The sequence below is a fragment of the Pseudactinotalea sp. Z1732 genome (assembly GCF_049724975.1).
Classification (GTDB): Bacteria; Actinomycetota; Actinomycetes; order Actinomycetales; family Beutenbergiaceae; genus CALKWS01.
Map to the genome: position 1 here is coordinate 380,163 of NZ_JBMPQC010000001.1, position 18,176 is coordinate 398,338.

Annotated in this window: 15 protein-coding genes and 1 riboswitch; of the genes, 8 read left to right on the forward strand and 7 right to left on the reverse strand. The window is 69.1% G+C overall.

Annotated features, from left to right (window positions below):
* Position 1: 1 nt before the first annotated feature.
* Together ACPL7H_RS01820 and ACPL7H_RS01825 are read right to left on the reverse strand one after the other, a co-directional pair.
* Positions 2 to 919 (reverse strand): carbohydrate ABC transporter permease, encoded by a 918-nt coding sequence (locus ACPL7H_RS01820; protein WP_424788695.1) that lies wholly within the window; start codon positions 917 to 919, stop codon positions 2 to 4.
* A 40-nt stretch (positions 920 to 959) separates the two neighbouring features.
* Positions 960 to 2,342, reverse strand: coding sequence for an extracellular solute-binding protein (locus ACPL7H_RS01825; RefSeq protein WP_424788696.1), 1,383 nt, complete (start codon positions 2,340 to 2,342; stop codon positions 960 to 962).
* A 131-nt stretch (positions 2,343 to 2,473) separates the two neighbouring features.
* On the opposite strand from ACPL7H_RS01825, the gene ACPL7H_RS01830 reads away from it, so the two are divergent.
* Both ACPL7H_RS01830 and ACPL7H_RS01835 read left to right on the forward strand, forming a co-directional pair.
* Positions 2,474 to 3,574, forward strand: a complete 1,101-nt coding sequence (locus ACPL7H_RS01830; RefSeq protein ID WP_424795455.1) for a LacI family DNA-binding transcriptional regulator — start codon at positions 2,474 to 2,476, stop codon at positions 3,572 to 3,574.
* A gap of 117 nt (positions 3,575 to 3,691) precedes the next feature.
* Positions 3,692 to 5,554, forward strand: coding sequence for a glycoside hydrolase family 2 protein (locus ACPL7H_RS01835; protein ID WP_424795456.1), 1,863 nt, complete (start codon positions 3,692 to 3,694; stop codon positions 5,552 to 5,554).
* Positions 5,555 to 5,563: 9 nt separating this feature from the next.
* On the opposite strand, the gene ACPL7H_RS01840 is transcribed toward ACPL7H_RS01835, so the two are convergent.
* Positions 5,564 to 6,244, reverse strand: a complete 681-nt coding sequence (locus ACPL7H_RS01840) for a hypothetical protein (RefSeq protein ID WP_424795457.1) — start codon at positions 6,242 to 6,244, stop codon at positions 5,564 to 5,566.
* 166 nt (positions 6,245 to 6,410) lie between these two features.
* Here ACPL7H_RS01840 and ACPL7H_RS01845 point away from each other — a divergent pair, with 166 nt between their 5' ends.
* The 5 genes from ACPL7H_RS01845 to ACPL7H_RS01865 all read left to right on the forward strand — a co-directional run bounded on the left by ACPL7H_RS01845 (position 6,411) and on the right by ACPL7H_RS01865 (position 11,923).
* Positions 6,411 to 7,574, forward strand: coding sequence for an N-acetyltransferase family protein (locus ACPL7H_RS01845; protein ID WP_424795458.1), 1,164 nt, complete (start codon positions 6,411 to 6,413; stop codon positions 7,572 to 7,574).
* 115 nt (positions 7,575 to 7,689) lie between these two features.
* Positions 7,690 to 9,120, forward strand: a complete 1,431-nt coding sequence (locus ACPL7H_RS01850) for a branched-chain amino acid ABC transporter permease (RefSeq protein WP_424795459.1) — start codon at positions 7,690 to 7,692, stop codon at positions 9,118 to 9,120.
* 25 nt (positions 9,121 to 9,145) lie between these two features.
* On the forward strand, positions 9,146 to 10,126 hold the full coding sequence (locus ACPL7H_RS01855; RefSeq protein ID WP_424795460.1) for a branched-chain amino acid ABC transporter permease: 981 nt from the start codon (positions 9,146 to 9,148) through the stop codon (positions 10,124 to 10,126).
* Positions 10,116 to 11,114, forward strand: coding sequence for an ABC transporter ATP-binding protein (locus ACPL7H_RS01860; protein ID WP_424795461.1), 999 nt, complete (start codon positions 10,116 to 10,118; stop codon positions 11,112 to 11,114). The genes ACPL7H_RS01855 and ACPL7H_RS01860 overlap by 11 nt, the downstream gene beginning before the upstream one ends.
* Positions 11,111 to 11,923, forward strand: coding sequence for an ABC transporter ATP-binding protein (locus ACPL7H_RS01865; protein WP_424795462.1), 813 nt, complete (start codon positions 11,111 to 11,113; stop codon positions 11,921 to 11,923). Before ACPL7H_RS01860 ends, ACPL7H_RS01865 begins: the two co-directional genes overlap by 4 nt.
* A 125-nt stretch (positions 11,924 to 12,048) precedes the next feature.
* Here ACPL7H_RS01865 and ACPL7H_RS01870 read toward each other — a convergent pair whose 3' ends face one another.
* From ACPL7H_RS01870 to ACPL7H_RS01885, 4 genes are all read right to left on the reverse strand, one after another.
* Positions 12,049 to 13,311 (reverse strand): ABC transporter substrate-binding protein, encoded by a 1,263-nt coding sequence (locus ACPL7H_RS01870; RefSeq protein ID WP_424788705.1) that lies wholly within the window; start codon positions 13,309 to 13,311, stop codon positions 12,049 to 12,051.
* A gap of 189 nt (positions 13,312 to 13,500) precedes the next feature.
* Positions 13,501 to 14,547, reverse strand: coding sequence for an ABC transporter ATP-binding protein (locus ACPL7H_RS01875; RefSeq protein WP_424795463.1), 1,047 nt, complete (start codon positions 14,545 to 14,547; stop codon positions 13,501 to 13,503).
* Positions 14,548 to 16,326 (reverse strand): ABC transporter permease, encoded by a 1,779-nt coding sequence (locus ACPL7H_RS01880; RefSeq protein WP_424795464.1) that lies wholly within the window; start codon positions 16,324 to 16,326, stop codon positions 14,548 to 14,550.
* Positions 16,327 to 16,504: 178 nt separating this feature from the next.
* Positions 16,505 to 17,659, reverse strand: a complete 1,155-nt coding sequence (locus tag ACPL7H_RS01885; protein ID WP_424788708.1) for a thiamine ABC transporter substrate-binding protein — start codon at positions 17,657 to 17,659, stop codon at positions 16,505 to 16,507.
* Between the two features lie 47 nt (positions 17,660 to 17,706).
* Positions 17,707 to 17,822, reverse strand: a riboswitch (TPP riboswitch).
* 92 nt (positions 17,823 to 17,914) lie between these two features.
* Between ACPL7H_RS01885 and ACPL7H_RS01890 the strand changes: the two genes are divergently transcribed.
* The gene (locus ACPL7H_RS01890) at positions 17,915 to 18,157 is read left to right on the forward strand and encodes a DUF4235 domain-containing protein (protein ID WP_424788709.1); all 243 of its coding nucleotides are present in this window, start codon (positions 17,915 to 17,917) and stop codon (positions 18,155 to 18,157) included.
* The last annotated feature ends 19 nt before the right edge of the window (positions 18,158 to 18,176 follow it).

The window sequence follows — 18,176 nt, forward strand, 5'->3', positions numbered from 1 at the left end:
CTCAGGGCTCCCTTCGGGCTGCGAGCAACCGGGTCAGTGACACCGCGACGATCAGGGCGAAGAAGATGAAGGAGATCGCTGCCGAGTAGCCCAGCCGGTAGTTCACGAAGCCGGTGTCATAGATGTAGACCAGCACCGAACGGGTCGAGCCGGCGGGGCCACCACCGGTGAGGAGGTAGATCTGGTCGAACACCTTGAGCGAGGCCAGGATCTGCAACACCAGCACCACCCCGGTGATCCGACGTACCTGCGGCAGCGTGATCGACCACAGCCGCCGCCAGGCCCCCGCCCCGTCGATCGCCGCGGCCTCGTAATGATGCTCGGGGATGGCCTGCAACGCCGAGAGGTAGAGCAGGAAGTTGAAACCCACCGTCCACCACACGGTCACCAGCGCGATGGACCACATGGCCACGCGTTCGTCGGTGAGCCAACCCACCGGGTCGAGTCCGACGGCGGTCAGCCAGGTGTTGAGCAGACCCAGCTCGGGGTTGAACAACCATGACCACACATCGGTGACCACGACGACCGGCAACAGGAAGGAGGCGAAGAACGCGAACCGCCACAACCACTGCCCTGGCAGCCCGGTGTACACCAGCAAAGCCATCACCAGTGCCACGATCACCAGCGGAATCGTGGTGATGATCGTGAAGAAGACGGTCTGCCACAGCGTCTGCCAGACCTGCGGATCGGAGAACGCCTCGGCGTAGTTGGACAAGCCGATCACCGAGGGTTCCAGGCCGATCAGGGATCGGTCGGTCAGACTCATCCACATGCCGTAGATGATCGGCCAGACCAGGAAGAGGAGGAACGCCAGGGCAAAGGGGGCCAGGAACCAGTAACCGCTTCCCCCCGAGTGCAGGCGTTGGGCGCGGCGCTCGGCCTCACGTCGGGCCCGGCGTACGTCGCGGGGGACGGACATCGGGGCTGAAGTCGTTGTGGAAACCATCGATCCCTCCGGGTCAGGCCGGTGCCGGTGAGGACAGCAGGACGTTCATCTCATCGAGCATGCTCTGCACGCCCTCCTCCGCCGAGATCAGGCCGAGCAGCGCGCGTTGCATCTCCTGACACATTCGGTTCTGGAAGTCCGAACCCGATCCGGTGAACCAGACCGGGGGGTCCAGGAAAATCCACTCGCCGGCCTCGGCGTAGTTGGCCTGCGGGGTCATCTCCTGGTACTCCTGGGACTCCACCACCTCGGTGAGCGTGGGGATGTGCCCGGCGCCGGCCCAGGCCTTGCCCTCGCGCAGGATCGCGGCCAGGACCTCATACGTAGCCCGCCGACGCTCAGGGTCCGGGCTGATCTGGCGCGGCAGCACGTACGCGTGGGAGTCGCCGAAGGCCGCAGGCTGGTCGTAGATGATGGGCAGCGGCACCGCGGAGACATCGGGAACCGCACCGCGCAGGCTGTTCAACTCCCAGTCGCCGGAGATGATGGCGCCGGCCCGCCCGGTGTTGAAGTTGGCGATCGCGCTTCCGTAGTCGCTGTTCGGGGCGGTCACGGTGCCGTCCAACATCGACTGCATGAACTCCAGGATCTCCGTGGCTGCGTCGACATCCAGTTCGGCCGGGCGCCCGGGCGTGAGGTCGTACTCGGCGCCCTTCTGCCCGTACAGTCCCCAGAACAGCCGCCAGGCTTGCGCCCCATCGTTGAGGTAGCCATAGGCGATGCCGGTGTCCCCGGTGACCTCGGCGAGTGCGCGGCCGGCGTCGAGGAACTCCTCGGGGCTGGTGATCTCGGTCAGCAGCCCGTCGTCGCCGATCAGTCCGGCCTGCTCGGCAACCGCCGGGTCGTAGAACAGGATCACCGGGTGGGTGTCCAGGGGCAGGGCGTACAACTCCCCCTCGTACAGGGCCCGCTCCCACAGGGCCGGCGGGAAGTCGGCTTCGGTGATGCCCACCTCGGCGAGCATGTCCAGGTCGAACGGTTCCAGCAGCCCGCCGGGGGCGTAGCCGATGAGCCGGGACAAGTGCACGATGGCCGCTTCCGGCGCCCGGCCTCCGGCGGCAGCCATGGCGAGTTTGGTGTAGTAGGGAGGTCCCCAGGCAAGCGTGGTGCGGTCGATCACCGCGTCGGTGACCTCGCCGCGCACGTCATCGAGGATGTGGTCCATCAGTTCCCCGTCGGAGCCGCCGAGCAGGTCCCACACCCGCACCAGCGGGCCTCCGGCCGTGGCGGTGCGCACATTCCCCGAGCAGCCGGCCAAGGTTCCCGCGGCGGCCAGGGCACCGAAACCGAGCGCACCCTGGAGGACCCCGCGCCGCGAGAGTCCCGTGAGTCCGCGACCCGCCGCGGACGGGCGCGGTGGCAACGGTGCGCCGTTGTGCGGCATGGATCTGGTCATCGACGACCTCCTTGAGGCCCGCATCATCACGGGTCACTACAACGTTGCAAGTAGGGTGGCGAGGTTCCCCCGCCGTGTCAAGACCCCGGGGCGCCCGGTGCACCCACGGCCGGGTGCGGCACACTGTGGTGATGTCTCGTGCCGATTCCGCCACGCCCGGGCAGGGGCGCTCCCGCTCCCGTCCCGGGATCAAGGATGTGGCGGCACTGGCGAACGTCTCATGGAAGACGGTCTCCAACGTGGTCAACGAAAGCGCACCAGTGCGTCCGCAGACCCGGGCGCGGGTGGAGGCCGCGATCGCCGAACTGGGCTACCGCCCCACGCTCTCCGGGCGGTACCTGCGCCAGGGACGCAGCCGGATCCTCGGGCTGGCCGTGGCGGACCTGCGCCTGCCCTACTTCTCCGACCTCGCCCACGCCGTGATCGAAGCCGCCGGGAAGCGTGATTACACCGTCCTGATCGAGGAGACCCTCGCCGAGGTCGAACAGGAACGCCACGCTGCCGACGGCTTCGGGGTGCACCTGTTGGACGGCCTGATCTACTCCCCCCAGTCACTGGACCCCGAGGAGATCCGCCGTGCGGGCACCACGCTGCCCACTGTGGTCCTCGGCGAACACGGCCTGGCCGAACTGACCAGGGACCTGGCCCTGGACCGCGTCCTGATCGACAACGTCGCTGCGGCGCGGGAGGCGACCCAGCACCTCCTGGATACCGGTCGGCGAGCGATCGTGTTCCTGGGCGCTGACCCCCACCCCGATCCGGATCCACCCCATGACCAGCGGCGGGGCAGCGCCAGCGGCGCGGGCAGCCTGCGGCGCGATGGCTACCTGGAGGCGATCGGGAACGCCATGACGCCCACGATCCTCCCGACGACGGTCTACTCACGCGCCACCGGCTACGACGGCATCTCGACGTTCTTGGCGAAGTCCGGGACCGACCACCTGGACGCGATCTTCTGCGCCAACGACCAACTGGCGATCGGTGTGATGGCAGCACTGCGCGAGGCCGGGCTGCGCGTGCCCGAGGATGTGGCCGTGCTGGGTTGGGACGGGTCGGAGGAGGGCCGGTTCGCCAACCCGAGCCTGACCAGCGTCACTCCCGATCTCCAGGCACTGTCCGAACTCGCCGTGGACCTCCTGCTCGACCGCATCGAGGGCAGTGCCGGTCCCGGCAAAGTCCACGTGCTGCCGCATCAGATCCACGTCCGGGACAGCACCGCGCCGGCACGCTGACCGCGCACCCCGGCGGCCATGGCTGCGCGTTCCCGTGGGCACGAGTATGCTTTCCGTGCAGCCCTACAACGTTGTACTGCAGTCGTTGTACTGAAGTCGTACCGAAAGGTGCATGCGATGCCCGAGCACACGCCCGACCAGACCCACGACCACACGTCCGCCGTCCCCCGCCCCGAGTACCCCCGCCCGCAGATGGTGCGCTCGGACTGGCTGAACCTGAACGGCACCTGGCAGTTCGAGGTCGATCCCGGCGATTCCGGCCTGGAGCGCGGGCTCGTCGATGCCGAACTCTCCGGCGCGATCACCGTCCCGTTCGCGCCGGAATCCGAACTTTCCGGCGTCGCCAACACCGACTTCATGGAAGCCGTCTGGTACCGGCGCACCGTGACCATCCCGGCGGGCTGGAGCGGGCAGCGGGTGTTGCTGCACTTCGGGGCGGTGGACCACGACGCCACCGTCTGGGTGAACGGCACCCAGGTAGCCCGCCACCGCGGCGGGTTCTCCTCCTTCACCGCCGACCTGCACGGGGTCGCCGAGCCCGGGCAGGAGGCCACCATCGTGGTGCGCGCCCGGGACCGGCGCCATATCCCCCAGGCGCGCGGCAAGCAGGCCACCAAGTACGCCAACTCCGAGTGCCACTACACCCGCACCACCGGGATCTGGCAGACCGTCTGGCTCGAGCCGGTCCCCCAGGTGCACCTGCGCCGTCCGCGGATCACCCCGGATGTGGCCGCATCGGCCTTCCGCGTCGTGGCACCGCTCAGCGCCAACCGGCGCGGAATGACCGTGCGCGCCGTCGTCTCCGACGCCGACGGCGAGGTCGTCGCCACTCAGGTACGCGCCGACCTGGACCTGGCCCCCGCCCTGCACCTGCCCGTCCCGCCCGACCGCGTCCGGTTGTGGCAGGTGGGGGAGGGCTTCTGTTACGACGTGCGCCTGGAACTACTGGACGAAGCCGGCACGGTGCTCGATGCCATCGACTCCTACGCGGGCCTGCGTTCGGTCAGCATCGACGGCAACCAGGTTCGGCTCAATGGTGAGGTCGTCTTCCAGCGGCTCGTACTGGACCAGGGCTACTACCCCGACGGGCTGATGACCGCACCCAGCGATGCCGCCCTGGTCGAGGACATCGAGTTGTCCCTGGCGGCCGGCTTCAACGGGGCCCGCCTGCACCAGAAGGTCTTCGAGGAGCGGTTCCTGTACCACGCCGACCGGCGCGGCTACCTGCTCTGGGGCGAGTTCGCCGACTGGGGCTGCTCCGCCCAGGGTCACCGCAGCGACCATCAGCGCCCCGACGCCTCCTACATCACCCAGTGGACCGAGGTGCTCAAGCGCGACTACAACCACCCGGCGATCATCGGGTGGTGCCCGCTGAACGAGACCTGGCAGGTGCTGCACGACGAGATCACCGTGCTCGATGACGTCACTCGCGGGATGTTCCTGGCCACCAAGGCAACCGATCCGACCCGCCCGGTCATCGACGCTTCCGGCTACTCCCACCGGGTGGCCGAGACCGACGTCTACGACTCCCACTCCTACGAGCAGGATCCGGCGGCGTTCGCCGAACAGCAGGCCGGCCTGGCAACCGGCGATCCGTTCGTCAACACCCATGACGGACAAACCATCTCCCTGCCCTACGCCGGCCAGCCCTACTTCGTCAGCGAGTACGGCGGCATCTGGTGGAACCCCGACGAAGCGGCCGAGGCCGACGGCACCGACCGCACCGAGTCCTGGGGGTACGGACAGCGGGTCGCCGATGAGGAGGAGTTCCACGTCCGGTTCGCCGGCCTCACCGATGTGCTGCTGGATGACCCGAACATGTTCGGGTACTGCTACACCCAGCTCACCGACGTGTTCCAGGAGCAGAACGGGATCTACCGATTCGACCGCAGCGTCAAACTAGACGTGGATCGGGTTCGTCGAGTCCAGCAGCGGGTGGCCGCTGCCGAACGAGTCGACGACGACTCCGCCGGCGCGTAGGAGGGCGCCCTACCGCCGGGCCAGCGGGTCGTGGCCCACGCGCAGCCACAGATGCCTGGGGATCAGTTGGATGATGCCCAGGAGCAGATTGAGGTAGAAGTCGATCCGTTCCACCTCCTGGCGGCCACGGACGTACAACAGGATGTCCTGGCCCTCCACCGTGATGTTGTGCCCGACCGCGTCGGGTTGCATGAGGCGGTCCATCATCCGCGGGTGGATGAAGTCGAACGGGAACTGCCCCTCCGGGCCCTGCACCCGCCAGGTGTCGTTGAAGGCCTTGGACTCGAACCGGATGTCCTGCCCGCCGAAGAGCTTGCTGATGGCCGAGCCGAACCCCTCCGGGTTGAGTCGCAACCAGGGCAGGGCCGCAGGAAGGTGCAGGGCCACCACGTGGAAGTGGTGGGTGCTCCTGTTCTTGCCATTGCCGGTGACGTATCGGTAACTGAAGGAGACGGCCTGCTCACCGTGGAACGTCCCGGTGAGCACCTCGTTCGCCTGCCGGGCGCGGCCGGCGTCGAACGGAGGGCTGGTCCAACGGTTCGCCACCTCCCGCGAATGCGGCTGGTATGTCCAGCCGCGGTGCCGGGCGTAGGCCCGGATCCGCTCCTGGCGCTTACGGTTGAGGACATGGGTGACGATCGCGGCGCCGACCGCGACCACGACGACGAACAGAATCGGAGCAACCTCCACTGTCCCCACACCCTTCGCTCCAAGGACCGAGCGGCCGCGCCGCCAGCACGCCGGTAGAGCATCGATCATCCCGTTCTCGTGCCGCACAATAGCAAGGCCCGGCACCTGGACCCGGTTCTACGAATTCGCTTGGCACCCGCACCGGCTCAGGAGGATGCTGCGGTGCATGCGCAGGTTCGTGATCACTCCTGCACCGCTGCCGGCCGACGACGGCGCTTCCCCCGAGGGGGCCACCGGTGCCGAATCAGGCGCCGGCGCGGCCGGTGTCCGGGCCGAGCCGCCCTGGCAGATCCGCGGGATCGCCGAACTGGACCGGGACTATCTCGTGGCGGTGCTGGGCAATGACGATCTCGCCGAGGATGGCGAACAGGTGGCGGTGCGCCTGGGTAACCAGCGCGACACCCGCAAGGAGGTGCTGCTAGCCCTGGACCCCGACCTCGGGCAGGATCCGGCCGCGGTGCTCGGAACCGCCTGGCTCGACTATCCGATGACGGACAACACCCACCTGGCCCGTGTCTCGGTCATCGTGCGCACGACCCACCGGCGCCGCGGCATCGGCTCGGCACTGTGGGCCCGGGCGCTGCACCGCATCCGGGGGTCCGGTCGCGCCGTGGTCACCGCCGAGACCTGCCAGGGCACCGAACCTGAAGCCGACTCCCCCGATGCGCTGGTGGCGCCGACCGGGAGCGGCCGGGTGGACGCCCGGGAAGGCGGGGTGCGATTCGCCCGGGAACGGGGCTTCACCCTGGCGCAGGTGGACCGGCACTCCGTGCAGCACCTGCCGTTGCCCGATGGCCTGCTCGCCGGGTTGAACACCGCCGCGAGGGCCGGCGCGGGGGAGGACTACGAACTCGTCTCCTGGACCGGCCCGGTGCCACAGCGCTGGCTGGCGGGGATGGCGGTCCTGCTGCGGGCGATGAGCACGGACGCACCCACCGGTGAGTTGGACTACCAGGAGGAGACCTGGGACGGCGACCGGATCCGGCACGCCGAGCAGGTGCTGTCCGCCTCCGGGATGCGCTCGATCACCACCGCCGCAATGCATGCGCGCACCGGGGAGTTGGCCGGCTACACCGAGATCCATCTCGATGCGCGCAAGCCCCAGGTGGCCTACCAGGAGAACACCGTGGTGCTCACGCCGCACCGCGGACACAGGCTCGGCATGCTGTTGAAGACGGCGAACCTGGACCTGCTCGCCCGCGAAGCCCCGCGGGTGCGCCGGGTGCACACCTGGAACGCCCAGGAGAACGAGCACATGCTCGCCATCAACGTCGCCCTCGGCTACCGCGTCACCTCGATCTGGGGTGCGTGGCAACTGGGAACCAACTGAGCCCGCGCCTGCTTGAGCGGGGCGGGGCGCGGCGCAGATATCAATCTGATCAATTGTCATCTGATGCTCGTCCGGTTGTGGTTGACTTTGCGCGATGCCAAGGAAGGAGTGTGCCGTGCAGCGACGCATCGCCCCCTTGCTGGCGACCCTGTTCCTGTTCCTGGTCATGACTCCCGCGGCCGCGACCGCCGTCGCCCTTCCCGGCGGCGGTCCGGCCCCGATGAGCACCGATGACGGCGATGCCCAGGTGCTCTTCGGCACCATCAACGACCCCGACGGCGACCCGGTCGAGGGTGCGGGCCTGACCCTGGAACAGGCCGGCGAGGAACTGGGCGAGTCGGTCACCGACGGCGAGGGCGCCTGGGAACTGGAGGTGCCCGGCCCGGGCACCTTCGACGTCGTCCTGGACGTGGACACGCTGCCCGCGGACCTGCAGCCCCAGCAGGAGGCCGGTGAGCGCCGCGAGGACATCCTGGTGCGCCCGGGCCGGCTGCAGACCAGGGTGCCGTTCCCGCTGATCGGCGCCGATGAGACCCAGCAGCCGGCGCCGGGCACCGAACCCACCGAGACCGAAACCGACGACGACGCTGCCGTCGATGACGCCGCCACCCCGGAGGAGGACGAGGGCGCGATCGCCACCGAGCAGCCCCGCGGCGCCTCCTTCTCCGCCCGGTTCGCGCAACTGACCGTGGAAGGGATCAAACTCGGCGCGATCATCGCCATCACCGCTGTGGGTCTGTCCCTGGTCTTCGGCACCACGCGCCTGATCAACTTCGCCCACGGCGAGTTCGTCACGCTCGGTGCGGTCACCGCCTTCTTCCTGTCCACCTCCCCGGGGAACGTGCCACTGATCCTGGCTGCGGCGCTGGCGATGGTGGTCGGTGCGCTCCTGGCCGGGGCCCTGGAGAAGACCGTGTGGCTGCCGATGCGACGACGCGGCACCGGACTGATCCAACTCTTCATCATCTCCATCGGCCTGTCCCTACTGCTGCGCTACCTGTTGCTGGTGGTGTTCGGCTCCAGGCGCGGGCAGTACGACACCTACACCGTGCAGACCGCCCTCGAAATCGGGATGGTGCGCATCACCCCACGGGACCTGATCGTGACGTTGCTGGCGTTCGCGATCATGGTCGGGATCGGGATCATGCTGTCCAAGACCCGGATCGGCAAGGCTATGCGTGCGGTCTCGGACAACAAGGACCTGGCCGAGGCCTCCGGGATCAACGTCAGCCGGGTGATCCTGATGGTGTGGGTGCTCGGCGGTGGCCTGGCCGCCTTGGGCGGGGTCTTCTACGGCCTGACCTCGGCGGTGTACTGGGACATGGGCTTCTATCTGTTGCTGCTGATGTTCGCCGGGGTGATCCTCGGTGGCATCGGCAGCGCCTACGGGGCGATGGTCGGAAGCCTGATCATCGGGCTGGTCTCGCAGTGGTCCACGCTCTGGTTCCCGCCGGCGCTGCAGAACTTCTGGGCGCTGCTCGTGCTGATCCTGGTGCTGTTACTGCGCCCGCAGGGGATCTTCGGCAGAGCGGAGCGCGCCGGCTAGGCGCGGGAGGTCGCATATGGAGTTCATGGACATTCTTGCCAACGCACTGCGCGGGGCGATCGGGCCGGAGGCGGCGATCTACGCGCTCGCCGCGGTGGGGCTGAACCTGCACTTCGGCTACACCGGGTTGCTGAACTTCGGCCAGGTCGGGTTCATGCTGGTGGGCGCCTACGGCGTGGCGGTCAGCGTGGCTACTTGGGACCTGCCGCTGTGGGTCGGCATCCTGATCGGCATCGGGTGCGCGGTGGTCCTGGCCCTGATCCTGGGCATCCCCACCCTGCGATTACGCGGGGACTATCTGGCCATCACCACGATCGCGGCCGCGGAGGTGCTGCGCTATCTGTACCGCTCATCCTGGGCCGAACCGCTGACCGGCGGGGTGTACGGGCTGAGTCAATTCGCGGGAGACTTCTTCGCGCTGAACCCCTACACCCAGTCGCTGGTGCTGGGCCCGTTCTCCTTCTCCGCGCGCAATCTGTGGGTGATGACGGTGACCTGGGGTCTGGTCGCCTTCTTCTCCCTCCTGGTGTTCCTGCTGATGCGCAGCCCGTGGGGCCGGGTGCTGAAGTCGGTCCGTGAGGACGAGCTCGCCGCCCGCAGCCTGGGCAAGAACGTCTACGCCTACAAGATGCAGAGCCTGGTCCTCGGCGGTGTGCTCGGCGCTCTGGCCGGGGCGATGATGGCGATGCACGGCCAGACCGTGAACCCCGACATCTACATGCCGGCGGTGACCTTCTACCTGTGGGCCATCGTGATCCTGGGCGGTGCCAGCCGCATCATGGGACCGGTCGTGGGCAGCGTCATCTTCTGGTTCCTGCTGACCTTCCTCGACGCGCTGCTGCGCCAGGCAACCACCCAGGGCATCATCCCGTCCTCGATCTTGGCCTCCAGTGACGTCAGCGCGATGAGATTCGTGTTCGTCGGGCTGCTGCTGGTGCTGTTGATGGCCTTCCGGCCGGCCGGGATACTCGGCAACGCAGAGGAGATCCGTCTCAGTGTCCGATAAGCCACGCCCCGAGTCCTCCCCGGTCCCGGACCGGACCGAGGAGGACGTCACCGCGGCGCGCGATCAGATCCTGGACGAGCGGGAGGATCTGGTCGAGCACGAGGAGGCACGGGAGAAGGCCGGGCCCTCCTCCGGGGCCGTAATCGCGGCAAAGGCCCTGGCCGACGTCGCGCCCGAGCCCGGGGTGGCCAAGCCCGACCCGATCCTGGTCGCCACCGGGATGACACGTCACTTCGGCGGCCTCAGAGCCGTCGACGTGGACCACCTCGAGGTGCAGCGCGGCACCATCACCGCCCTGATCGGACCGAACGGTGCCGGTAAGTCCACCTTCTTCAACCTGGTCTCCGGCTTCGACAGACCCTCCGCCGGAAGCTGGACCTTCAACGGACAGTCGCTGCGTGGGCTGCCCGCCTACAAGATCGCCCGCCGCGGCATGGTGCGCACCTTCCAGCTCACCAAGGCCCTGATGCGCCTGACCACGCTGGAGAACGTGATGCTGGGCGCCACCGGCCAGCGTGGCGAGAACATCCTGGCCGCGCAGTTACCGTTCCTGTGGCGCAGTCAGGAGCGGCAGATCGAGGCCCGCGCCGACGAGCTGCTGGAGCGCTTCCGGCTCAGCCACATGCGCGATGAGTTCGCCGGCACCATGTCCGGCGGGCAGCGCAAACTGCTGGAGATGGCCCGGGCTCTGATGGTGGATCCGGACCTGATCATGCTCGATGAGCCGATGGCCGGGGTGAACCCGGCACTGACCCAGTCCCTGCTGGGGCACATCCAGAATCTGCGCGATGAGGGCAAGACGATCGTGCTGGTCGAGCACGACATGGACGTCATCATGAGCATCAGCGACTGGATCATCTGTTTCGCCCAGGGCGCGGTGATCGCCGAGGGACGCCCGGCCGACATCAGCACCAACCCTGCGGTGATCGAGGCCTACCTGGGCACCCGCGCCGAGCCGGCCGAGTCCGGCGGGCAGGAGGAGCGATGAGTCAGGAGCGAGACGGCGACGCCGACCCGGCGGGCACGGACCACGGGGCCACCTCGACCGAGCGGAACAGCCCGCCGGACGGCGCCATCCTGCTGGAGAGCCGCAGCCTCGTGGCGGGTTACATCCCGGAGGTGGACATCCTCAACGGCTGCAATGTCCACGTGCGCGAGGGCGAGCTGGTGGGCATCATCGGCCCGAACGGGGCCGGCAAGTCCACCCTGATCAAGGCGATGTTCGGGATCGTGCCGGTGCGCAGCGGCGAGGTCCTGCTGCGCGGCGGGAACATCGTGGGGGTCCCCACTTACCGGCTCGTCGATCGGGGCGTGGGGTACGTGCCCCAGAACAACAACGTGTTCCCCTCCCTGACCATCGAGGAGAACCTCCAGATGGGGCTGTACCTGCGGCCCCGGGAGTACGAGGAGCGGTACCAGGTGGTGACGGACCTGTTCCCGGTGCTGCACGAGCGTCGCCGCCAGCGTGGTGGCTCGCTGTCCGGGGGTGAGCGGCAGGTGGTCGCCATGGGACGGGCCCTGATGACCGACCCGCAGGTACTCCTCCTGGACGAGCCCTCGGCCGGGTTGTCCCCGATCATGCAGGACACTGTCTTCGAGGCTGTGCAGCGGATCAACGCCGCCGGTGTCTCCATCCTGATGGTGGAGCAGAATGCTCAGCGGTGCCTGCAGTTGAGCGACCGGGCCTACGTGCTGGATCAGGGCAGGGACGCCTACACCGGCACCGGACAGCAACTGATGCACGACCCCAAGGTGATCGAGCTGTATCTGGGAACCCTGGGCCGCACCGGCGACTGAGACGGCCCGGACCCACCCACGAGGTCCCTGCAGCCGTCCGGCGGCCCTCGGCGTGCCCGGCCCGGCACACCGGTGGCCCGGACCCACCGCCGTGGGCGGGTCCGGGCCACCGGTACCGGCGCCTGTTACTCCGTCGGAGCGGACTCGACCACCTCGATGGTGGACAGGGTGCCCTCGGAGTCGTAACCGTAGACCTCGATCGAGGCGATGCCGGGCTCACCGGATTCGGTGAAGTCCAGCGGACCGGAGACACCGTTGTAGTTGATCTCCTCCCCGTCTGCGAGCAGGTCGCGGCACTCGGCGAAGGACGAGCAGTCCGTACCGTCGCGGGTGACGTCGATCAGGTGGGGCTGGAAGTCAGCCGGGTTGGTCGAACCGGCGGCCTCGGCGGCCAGCGCGATCACGGTGACGCAGTCGAAGACCTGCGGTGCGAACTGGGTCTCGTCCAGGTCGGCGAATTCCTGCAGGTTGTTCAGGAAGTCGGCGTCCTCCGACGAAGCCGGAGCGGTACCCTTCATCCCGTCCAGGATGCCCGGGTCGTTGGAGTCCACCAGGTTCGGCAACTCGTTGCTGCGCATCCCGTCGGCACCGTAGAACCCGATGTCCTGCGGGGTCAGCCCGCCCTCGATGATGCCCTGGGCGATCTGGGCGCCCTGCTCGAAGGCGATGATCACCACGGCGTCCGGCTCGGCCGAGACCACCGACTGCACCACACCGGTGAACTCGGTGGCGTTGCCGTCGAAGCCCTCGCTGGAGATGACGTTGGCGCCGCCGGCCTCCAGGGCTTCCTGGGTAGCGTTGGCCAGGCCGACGCCGTAGTCATCCTCCAGGTGCACGATCACCACGTCGGTGTGGCCGTCATTGATGACCGTCTCGGCCAGCACCGGGCCCTGCAGGGCGTCGGAGGGCGCGGTCCGGATGTAGAAGCCGCCGTGGTCGTAGTCGGTGAACGTCGGTGCGGTGTTCGACCCGGAGCACTGCACCACCTCGTCGCTGGTGATCCGGTCGATGATCGCCAAGGACATACCCGAGGCCGCGGCACCGATGACCGCGTGCGCACCGTCGGCGAGGACGCGGTCCGCGGACTGGCTGGCGATGGCCTGGTCCCCGCCCTCGTCACCGGCGATCGCGTCGGGCAGTTCCGTGCCGAGGACGCCGCCGGCGTCGTTGATCTCCTGGATCGCGAACCCGGTCGCGGCGATCTGCGGTGGTCCGAGGAACGCCAACGGCCCGGTCTCGGGCAGCACGTAGCCGAACTGCAGCGGTTCGCCATCGGCCCCATCGCCGTTACCGGCGTCCCCGTTTCCGTTCCCATTCCCGTTACAGGCCGCGGCCAGCAGCAGCACGGCCGCGACCGGTGCGAGTGCCCTCTTCGTGGAGCGCTTCATAGTTTCTCCCGAACATGTCAGGGCGCGACCCTCGCACCCGAGTGCATCATGGTGACACAGTGACGTGGAGCACATGGGGCTAATCCGTGCGATGAGACCAACCTGTGACGTGATTGAGACGATTCTGATCGCTTTGCGGTCCCGGCCGGGTCGATCGGTGGCGGGGCGGGCGTGGTCTCGGCCGCGTACTCAGAACCGGATGATGCCGCCGGGGTCCACCCACACGGTGACCGGCACCCCCGGTTCGAGGGGCACGATGCCCTCGGCGACGGCCCGCTGCGGGCCCCAGTCAGGTATCTGCACCACAGCGGTGGTGCGACCGCGGGCGAAGCCCACGCTGACCACCTCGCCGCGGAGGCGGACATCGTCGGCATCGCGCAGGCTCGTCCCGGGTCCGGGCCCGGACCTGGTACCGGTGCCGCCGGTCTCCTCCGCAGTCTCCCCGTCCTCGCCCGACTCCAGGCGCAGCGCCTGGGGCGAGAGGCCGAACCTGGCGCCGTCGGCGGCGGTGACGAGCCGGTACCCCAGGAACTCCGCGACCTGCGCACCGGCCGGAGCCGCCCACAACTCCTCGGGGGTACCGACCTGCACGATCCGCCCCTCCATCATCACCGCCACCCGGTCGGCCACGGTGAACGCCTCGTCGTGGTCGTGGGTGACGTACAGGGCGGTCGTACCGGCCCGGCGGAGGATGTGGTGCAGGTCCGCGGCGAGCCGTTCCCGCAGCGCCCGGTCCAGCGCCGAGAGCGGTTCATCGAGCAGCAGCAACCGGGGCTTCGGGGCCAGGGAGCGGGCCAACGAGACCCGCTGGGCCTGCCCGCCGGACAGGCTCGCCACCGCCCGGTCCTGGTAACCCGGTAGGCCGACCAGGTCGAGCAGGTCGCGTACCCGCTGCGCCCGTTGCGTCCGCGGCATCCGCTCCATCTGCAGACCGAAGGCGATGTTGCCGGCCACGTCCCGGTGGGCGAAGAGCTGTCCGTCCTGGAACATCAACCCGAACCCGCGCCGATGCACCGGCACGTCGCTCAGGTCCGCCCCCTCCCAGCACACCCGGCCGCGATCGAGTGGCTCCAGGCCGGCCACCGCACGCAACAGCGAGGACTTGCCACAGCCGGAGGGCCCCAGCAGGGCGACCACCTCCGCCGGCGCCACCTGCAGGCTCACCCGGTCCACCGCCGTCGTCCGCGGTTCCCGGACGCCGTAGCGGACCACGGCGTCATCGATGGTCAGGGACATCTAGAACTCACCCGTCCGTTCCGACCGCAACCGTTCGGCCACTCCCATGATGGTGGCGGTCAGCAACGCCAGCAGGACCGACGCGGCCAGGGCCATCCCGTAGTTCTCCGCACCGGGGCGCCCGATCAGCCGGAAGATGACCACCGGCAGGGTGGGTGCGTCGGGGCGGGCCAGGAAGGCGGTGGCGCCGAACTCCCCGAGGGAGACGGCGAACGCGAATCCGATCGCCAGCCCGAGCGACCGCACCAGGAAGGGCCCGTCGACGTGGGCGAGCACCCGGCCCGGAGAGGCGCCCAGCACCGCGGCGCTCTCGCGCTGTCGCGGGTCGATCGCCCGCAGCACCGGCAGCACCGTGCGCACCACCAGCGGAATCGCTACCACCGCCTGGGCGATCGGAATCAGGATCATCGACGTGCGCAGGTCCAGCGGCGGCCGGTTCAAGGTAATCAGGAACCCGAACCCGACCGTCACCGCCGACACCCCCAGGGGGAGCATGAAGAGGGTGTCCAGTCCCCAGACCGCACGGCGAGCGTGCACGTTGCGCGGCCGGCGCGAGACCACCAGCGCCACCAGTGCGCCCACCACCACCGCGATCACGGTGGCATCCACAGCCACCCGCAGGGAGTTCGCGGCCGCGTCCCACACCGTCACGGTGAGCGCGTTCGGTCCGCCGGTGCTGCCCAGGGCCACGTAGTTGTCCAGCCCCCACGTACCCGACGGCGTGCGCAGCGAGCGCACCACCAGCGCAGCCAGGGGCAGCGCGAGCAGGCCCACGATCACCACGGCGGTCACCGCGGCCACCGGCAGATCCGGCCCCGGGCGGCCCCAGCGGGCGGCGAACCGGCCTCGACTTCGAGCCGTTTGGCCGAGACCGACGGTGCGGACACTCGACTTCGCCCGTAACCCTCGCTCTCGACGCCGCGGCACGGGCTGCCACAACCGCAGCCGGCGTGCCTGGTGCTGGGCGCCGTGTAGTTTCAGGGCCGCCTCCCGCCGGGCCCGGGCACGGGAGAAGGTGATGAGCGCGGCGGTCACCACCGAGAGTTGCAGCACCGAGAGCACCGCGGCGGTGCGCAGGTCGAGGAACTGGGTGGTCTGGATCCAGATCTCGGTCTCGATGGTGCCGAACCGGATCCCGCCCAGCACCAGCACCACACCGAACGCAGTGGAACAGAACAGGAACACCACCGAGGCGGCGGAGGTGATTGCCGGGGTCAGCGCCGACATTGTCACAGACCAGAAGGCGCGCGCAGGGGAGGCGCCCAGCGCCCGGGCGCTCTGCTCGGTGCGCGGGTCCAGACGCTCCCAGAACCCGCCCACGGTCCGCACCACGATCGCGTAGTTGAAGAACACCAGCGCCAGCACGATCGCGGTGAAGGTGCGATCCAGGCCCAGGAATCCCAGCGGCCCGTCAGCGGCCAGCAAGGCCCGGAACGCCACCCCCACCACCACGGTGGGTAGCACGAACGGGATCGTGATCAATGCCCGCAGGATCCGCTGGCCGCGGAACGTGCGCCGGTACAGCACATAGGCACCGGGAACGCCCAGCAGCACCGAGAAGACGGTGCCGAGCACCCCCAGCGCGATCGTGAGGAAGAGGATCCGCCAGGTGCGCGGGCGGGCGAACACCTCGGTGAAGCCGCTGAGGTCCCACGCCCCGTCCGGCACGAAACCGCGCAACACCAAGGTGGTCACCGGCCAGGCGAAGAAGATGGCCAGGAACACCAGCGGCACGGCGGCCGCGAGCACCCAGACCCAACCTCGCAGCCACCGTGCCATGCTCAGGACCCGTCCTGCCCGGCGGCCCGCGACCGACAGGTTGACGTGGTGCGCAGACCCGCCCGGGCGGCAGCGCAACGCCCGGCCACGCAGACCCGGACAGGACCGGGCCGTGCCGGGCTGGGCCGGGTCAGGCTGGGCCGTCCCGGGCTGGGCCGGGCGGTGCTGGCTCCCATCCTCAGCCGATCACGATGTCGGTCCAAGCCTGGATCCAGTCCTGACGGTTCTCATCGATCTCGGCCGGGTCCACCGTCAACGGTTCCTCGGCGAGGGGGGCCCATCGGGTCCACTCCTGCGGGAGTTCCAGGTCGTGGTTGACCGGGTACATGTACATCTGGCCGGGAATGTCGGCCTGGACGGCGTCGCTGAGCAGGAAGTCGATGAACGCCTCGGCGCCCTCGGGGTTGTCCGCCCCGGCCAGCACCCCGGCGTACTCCACCTGACGGAAGCATGAGGTGAGCATCGCCGTCGTCGTCGGGTCCTCCCCGTCCGGTCCGACCTCGAAGGCCGGCGACGTGGAGTAGGACAACGCCACCGGGCGCGGGCCCTGCCCGACCGAGCCGGAGAACTCCTCGGAGTAGGCGGTGGACCAGGAGTCGACGACGAGCAGGCCGTTGTCGGCCAGGTCCTGCCAGTACTGCGTCCAGCCGTCCCCGAACTCGGCGACCGTTGCCAACAGGAACGCCAGGCCGGGTGAGGACGTGGCCGGGTTGGTCACCACCACGTGGTCGGCGTAGTCGGGCCCGGTCAGGTCGGCCAGGTCGGACGGCTCGGCGACTCCGGCCTCGGAGTACCAGGCGGTGTCGATGTTCAGACACACATCGCCCACGTCGATCGGTGTGAGTTCGTCTCCGCCGTCGATCAGGTAGTCCTCGGCGGCCGGGGGCAGCGCAGCGGAGGTGTAGGGGCTGAAGACGTCCTCGGCGATGCCGCGGGAGGCGAAGGAGTTGTCGATGCCGTAGGCGACGTCGCCCAGGGGCGCGTCCTTGGTCAGGATCAGCTGGTTCACCAGGGCTCCCCCGTCACCGGGTGCGCTGAAGGACAGCGTGTAGCCGGAGTCGGACTCGAACTGGCTGATCAGATCCTCCGAGACGTGGAACGAGTCGTGCGTGACCACCTGGACCGTGCCTTCGCCGCCGGTGGTCTCGCCCTCCCCTACTGCGGTGGAGTCCGCGTCGTCGTCAGTGGGGGTGTCGGGGTTGTCGTTCCCGGCGCCCACCGTGCAGCCGGCCACGGCCAGTGCCAGGGCGGTGAACGCGGCAAGGTGTCCGATCCGCCCGGGGTCCGGGCCGACCCGCCCGGGCCGGCGGCGAGACATGGTGTGGTGATTCATTCTTCCTCCTCAGCGTGATGTGAGAAGGGGTCCGCGGCGCGACGCCACGGGAGAGATGCTCGACTCCCTTCGCCGGTGCTAACCGGAGCAGGTTCGAGGGTCTGCGGGTGGCCGCACTCTCAGCGCCGCACCTGACTCGGCCGACGCTCCCCTGTCGCACCCACGAGGCTACACCCCGTCGGCCGGTGCGGCCGACGGGCGCGCGAGGATCGTGGACGGCTACGCTGGGTGCAGTCGTCGTAAAGGAGATCTGCCATGGAGCGAGTCGTCACCGCCGTTGCCACCATCGTCGCCGGCCTCGTCGCGAACAAGGTCCTCGGGACCGCCTGGAAGAGCGTCACCGGTCATGAGCCACCAACCGACGACAAGGACGGAAGCATGCCCATCGCTGAGATCGTGCTCTTCGCGGCGATCTCCAGCGCGCTGGTGGCGTTGGTCCGCGCCTACGCCAGCCGCGGCGCCCACAAGTGGCTGTCCAGCGGCGACGTCGCTCGTTGACCAGCGCGAGGCCGGCACC